6 protein-coding genes are annotated in these 5,234 nt (G+C 70.1%); all 6 read left to right on the top strand.

The genetic code is table 11. The features are described 5' to 3' along the window. The first annotated feature begins 91 nt into the window (after positions 1-91). Positions 92-448: a histidine triad nucleotide-binding protein gene (locus ACM2XV_RS11820; protein WP_344777508.1), complete on the top strand. Its 357-nt coding sequence runs from the start codon at positions 92-94 to the stop codon at positions 446-448. Positions 449-509: 61 nt separating this feature from the next. Beyond that, positions 510-1,517 (top strand): PhoH family protein, encoded by a 1,008-nt coding sequence (locus tag ACM2XV_RS11815; RefSeq protein WP_344778400.1) that lies wholly within the window; start codon positions 510-512, stop codon positions 1,515-1,517. 2 nt (positions 1,518-1,519) lie between these two features. Further along, positions 1,520-1,981, top strand: coding sequence for an rRNA maturation RNase YbeY (gene ybeY, locus ACM2XV_RS11810; RefSeq protein ID WP_344777510.1), 462 nt, complete (start codon positions 1,520-1,522; stop codon positions 1,979-1,981). A gap of 6 nt (positions 1,982-1,987) precedes the next feature. Continuing rightward, the gene (locus ACM2XV_RS11805; RefSeq protein WP_344777512.1) at positions 1,988-3,193 is read left to right on the top strand and encodes a hemolysin family protein; all 1,206 of its coding nucleotides are present in this window, start codon (positions 1,988-1,990) and stop codon (positions 3,191-3,193) included. Continuing rightward, entirely contained in the window at positions 3,180-4,094 is a 915-nt protein-coding gene (gene era, locus ACM2XV_RS11800) for a GTPase Era (RefSeq protein WP_487027058.1), read from the top strand. Before ACM2XV_RS11805 ends, era begins: the two co-directional genes overlap by 14 nt. Before the next feature lie 71 nt (positions 4,095-4,165). Further along, the coding region (locus ACM2XV_RS11795; protein ID WP_487027057.1) for a sensor histidine kinase at positions 4,166-5,234 on the top strand (1,069 nt) is incomplete at its 3' end.

Raw genomic sequence — 5,234 nt, 5'->3', positions numbered from 1 at the left:
GCTGCGCACGTCGACGGCGGGGCCTGCGGCGATCGCGGTTCTGAACGCCGCGCTCGGGCGCTGGTGACGCCTGCTTTCGTAGACTGAGTACATGAGCGATCGCGCCCCGTCCGTCTTCTCCCGCATCATCGCGGGCGAGATCCCCGCCGATGTCGTCTACGACTCCGACCGGCTGATCGCCTTCAGAGACATCAACCCGCAGGCGCCCGTGCACGTGCTCGTCGTGCCGAAGACCGAGCAGTACGCGAACGTCGGCGAGCTCGCCGCGGGCGACCCCGAACTGCTCGCCGAGCTCGTCGCGACCGCGCAGCGGCTCGCCGCAGACCTCGCCGACGGCGACTACCGACTCATCTTCAACACCGGCGAGGGCGCGGGTCAGACCGTGTTCCACGTGCACGCGCACGTTCTCGCCGGCGGCTTGACGGAAGGCTCTCTTGCCCAACTCTGACATCCCTGTTCCCGGCGCAGGCGCCAATGCCGAAGCGCACCTCGAGATCGACGGCGTCGCGATGGTGCGGCTGCTCGGCCCGCAGGACCGGCTGCTGTCGACGCTCGAGAAGCAGTACCCGGCCGTGCAGGTGCACGTGCGCGGGAACGAGCTCACCCTCGTCGGCGACCCCGCGCAGGTCGCGAGCGCTCGAACGCTCGTCGAAGAGCTCATCGCCCTCGTGAAGAACGGCCACGACCTGCACCCCGCCGAGGTCGGCCGGGGCCGCCAGATGGTCGACGCGGGCCTCAGCCCGAGCGCGGTGCTCGGCGAGTCGATCCTCCAGGTGCGCGGGAAGACGATCCGGCCGATGACCCCCGGCCAGGCCGACTACGTGCACGCGATCGACGAGAACACCATCGTGTTCGGCATCGGCCCCGCGGGCACAGGCAAGACCTACCTGGCGATGGCGAAGGCCGTGCAGGCGCTGCAGCGCAAGGAGGTCGACCGCATCATCCTGTCGCGGCCGGCCATCGAGGCGGGGGAGCGGCTCGGCTATCTGCCGGGCACGCTCACCGACAAGATCGACCCCTATCTGCGCCCGCTCTACGACGCGCTCAACGAGATGATGGACCCCGAGCTCGTGCCCAAGCTGCTCGCCGCGGGCACGATCGAGGTCGCCCCGCTCGCCTACATGCGCGGCCGCACGCTGAACTCGTCGTTCGTGGTGCTCGACGAGGCGCAGAACACGACGCCCGAGCAGATGAAGATGTTCCTGACGCGGCTCGGCTTCGGCTCGCACATGGTGATCACGGGGGATGTCACGCAGATCGACCTTCCTGCGGGGGCATCCGGTCTTCGCCTCGTCACCCGTGTCCTCAAGGACATCGACGACATCGAGTTCTCGTACCTGACGAGTGAGGACGTCGTGCGGCACAGCCTCGTCGGCCGCATCGTCGACGCCTACACCGAGTACGACCAGAAGCAGCAGGCGAAGCACTTCGAGCGCGAGCAGGCGCGCGACTTCGCGAACCGCGCCGAGCGGCGCGCCGCCGACCCCTCCCTCCGACCCAGAAGGCCGAAGAGCTGACGATGACCATTGAAGTGAACAACGAGTCGGCGATCGAGGTCGACGAGGCGGCGCTGCAGCGCCTCGCGAGCTACGCGCTGGACGCCATGCACGTGAGCCCGGAGGCCGAGCTCGCGATCGTGCTCGTCGATGAGGCCGCAATGGAGCAGCTGCACGTGCAGTGGATGGACGAACCGGGCCCCACCGACGTCCTGAGCTTCCCGATGGACGAGCTGCGCCCCGGCACCGAGGACCAGCCCACGCCGGCCGGGCTGCTCGGCGACGTCGTCCTTTGCCCGCAGGTGGCGCAGACGCAGGCTGAGAACGCGGGCCACGCCATGCAGGAGGAGCTGCAGCTGCTCACCGCGCACGGCATCCTGCATCTTCTGGGGTTCGACCACGCGGACCCCGCCGAGGAGCGCGAGATGTTCGGCATCCAGCGCGACATCCTCGTGGGCTTCACGCTGCAGGAACGTCGCCGGTAGGCGCGGGTGTTCGCTGCCCTGCTCTTCGTCGGCGCGTTCCTCCTCGTCGCGCTCGGCGGCTTCCTCGCCGCTCTGGAGTCCGCGCTCGCGGTCACCAGCGGCGACATCCGCGACCAGAACGCGGTCGGCTTCGTGCGTGTCGTCGCCGAGACGACTGCCGCGGTGCTCGTCACGCTGGGCTTCGTCATCGTGCTCGACCACTGGTGGCTCGCCCTCATCGTGAGTGCGCTCATCATGACCGGGGTGAGCTTCGTGCTCGTCGGCACGAGCCCCCGCAGCGTCGGCCGCGCGCACCCCGATCGGCTGCTCGCGTTCGCGCGCCCGCTCGTCGTCGCTCTGCGCGCCGTGCTCGGGCCCGTGGCGGGCCTGCTCATCGCCCTGGGCGACCGGGTGACGCCGATGCGGGCCCGCTCGACGGTCGGCAGCGAGGAGCAGCTGCTCAACCTGATCGATGACGCGGCCTCGCATGACGTGCTCGAGGAGCAGGACGCCGAGCTGATCCACTCGGTGTTCGAGTTCGGCGACCGGCTCGTGCGCGAGGTCATGGTGCCGCGCACCGACATGGTGACGGTGGATGCCGACGCCACGGTCGCCGCCGCGATGAGCGTGTTCCTCGGCCGGGGCGTCTCGCGCGTGCCCGTGATCGGCGACGGGCCCGACGACGTCACGGGCGTGCTCTACCTGCGCGACGTCGCGCGGCTTGTGTACGAGCGGCCCAGCGGGGCGGATGCCGCCGCCGTGGCATCCCTGCAGCGCCCTGCCGTCTTCGTGCCCGAGTCCAAGCCGGCCGATGCTCTGCTGCGGCAGATGCAGCTTGAGAAGAACCATCTCGCGCTCGTCGTCGACGAGTACGGCGGAATCGCGGGCCTCGTCACCATGGAGGATCTCATCGAAGAGCTCGTCGGCGAGATCACCGACGAGTACGACAAGGGCGCGCCGCTCGTGGAGCCGCTCGACGAAGGGGGCACGGCGTTCCGCGTCAGCGCCCGCCTGTCGACCGATGAGCTGGGGGAGCTGTTCGACCTCGAGCTCGACGACGAAGACGTCGACTCGGTCGGCGGGCTGCTCACGAAGGCGCTCGACAAGCTGCCCGATCCGGGCGACCACGCCGTCGTCACCGGGCTCGAGCTCACGGCCGAGCGCACGCAGGGGCGCCGGGGAAGGCTCGCGACCGTGCTCGTTCGGCGTGCCACCATTGATGACGATGAGTGACACCATCGCCAGCACGCCCTTCAAGGCCGGCTTCGTCAGCTTCGTGGGCCGCCCCAACGTCGGCAAGTCGACGCTGACCAACGCGCTCGTCGGCGAGAAGGTGGCGATCACGTCGTCGAAGCCGCAGACGACGCGCCGCGCGATCCGCGGCATCGTGAACCGCCCCGATGCGCAGCTCGTGATCGTCGACACCCCCGGCGTGCATCGCCCCCGCACCCTGCTCGGCGAGCGGCTCAACGCCCTCGTCGAAGAGACGCTCGCCTCCGTCGACGTGATCGGCATGTGCTTTCCCGCCGACGAGAAGGTCGGCCCGGGCGACCGCTTCATCGTCGAGCGGATCGAGGGCGCGCCGCGCGCGAAGAAGGTCGCGATCGTGACGAAGACGGATGTCGCGGGCAAGGCCGCCGTCGCCGAGCAGTTGCTCGCCGTCTCGAAGCTGCGCGACTGGGACGCCATCATCCCGATCTCGGCGGTCAAAGGCCGCCAGCTCGACGAGCTCGTCGACGAGCTCGTGAAGCTGCTGCCCGCCTCGCCCCAGCTGTACCCCACGGGGCAGCTCACCGACGAGGCCACGATCGACCGCATCGGCGAGTTCGTTCGAGAGGCCGTGCTCGAAGAGGCGCGCGAAGAGCTGCCGCACTCGCTCGCCGTCACGATCGACGACATGGTCGAGCGCGACGACAAGGACCTCGTCGAGATCTACGCGAACCTCTTCGTCGAGCGCGACAGTCAGAAGGCGATCGTCATCGGCCGCGGCGGTGCGCGCCTCAAGCAGGTCGGCGCCGACGCGCGCGCGCAGATCGAGGCGCTGCTCGGCCGGAAGGTGTTCCTCTCGATCCACGTGAAGGTCGCGAAAGACTGGCAGAGCGACCCGAAGCAGCTCGGCCGCCTGGGGTTCTGAGTCGTACGACCAGCGGATGATTCCGGGCGCACCTGCCCGCCGACCGCGCCCGGCGCCTCTAGCGTTGACCCGTGCGTGAACTCACCAGACGGCAGCTGACGGTCGACGTCGGCATCGCCGGGGCGTTCGCGCTCGTCTGCTTCGTGTTCACGATCAACGACGGCAAGATCCTGCTCGTGCCGCTCGTGGTCGCCTCCGCGGGCGTCGCGTTCCGCCGGCTGTTACCCGCCCTCGCGCTCGGCATCGCGTGGGCGGCCGCGCTCATCCAGATCTCGGCCGGGCTCGGCCCGTCGGCCTACGACCTCGGCATCTGCGTCGTGCTGTACGCCACCGCGGCGTACGGGGGCGAGGTCGTCCGCTGGCTCGGCCTGGCGTCGGCCATCGTCGGCGCGATCATCGCGACGGTGTTCCTGCAGCTCAGGTTCTCGTGGTTCAGCGCGTTCCTCTCGTCGCCGGGCGAGCTGCTCGACCAGCTGCGCAATGCGGTGGCGGTCGGCACCGGCATCCTCGCGCTCCTCGTCCTCTCCTGGGTCTCCGGTCAGCTCGCCCGCACGATGCGCATCGGTCGCGAGACGAGTCGCCGCGAGGAGGCGGCACGCCACGATGCCGACATCGCCGAGTACCGCGTCGTCGTCGAGCAGGAGCGCAATCGCATCGCGCGCGACATGCACGACGTCGTCGCGCACTCGCTCGCGGTCGTGATCGCGCAGGCCGACGGCGCGCGGTTCGCGGCTCAGACGCGCCCCGAGCTCGCCGTGACGGCGCTCGGCACGATCTCGGGCGTCGCACGCGACGCGCTGGGTGAGGTGCGGATGCTGCTCGCCGAGCTGCGTCATGACGAAGGCTCGACCCCGCAGCCGACCGTGGTCGACTTCGACGCGCTGTTCGAACAGCTGCGCGGCGCGGGCCTCGAGCTGCGCGTGCACGAGTCGGGCGCGCGCATGCCGCTCGGGGCGAGCCACGAGATCGCCGCCTACCGGATCATGCAGGAGGGGCTCACCAACGCGCTGCGGCACGGAGCGCCGGCACGCCCGGTCGATCTGACGCTGTTCTGGGCCGACGATGCCGTGCACATCGAGCTGGTCAACGAGGTCGTCGACGCCGTCGGCGCGCCTCCCACGCCCGGCCAGACGCCGGGCC

The organism is Gryllotalpicola sp. CP2-P1, from assembly GCF_057512245.1.
Note: the sequence above shows the minus strand (reverse complement) of the source record. Positions and strands in the feature narration are given on the sequence as shown.

Coding starts and splice junctions, on each gene's coding strand:
- ACM2XV_RS11820 (WP_344777508.1), top strand. CDS start 92: ATGAGCGATCGCGCCCCGTCCGTCTTCTCCCGCATCATCGCGGGCGAG.
- ACM2XV_RS11815 (WP_344778400.1), top strand. CDS start 510: ATGGTGCGGCTGCTCGGCCCGCAGGACCGGCTGCTGTCGACGCTCGAG.
- ybeY (WP_344777510.1), top strand. CDS start 1,520: ATGACCATTGAAGTGAACAACGAGTCGGCGATCGAGGTCGACGAGGCG.
- era (WP_487027058.1), top strand. CDS start 3,180: ATGACGATGAGTGACACCATCGCCAGCACGCCCTTCAAGGCCGGCTTC.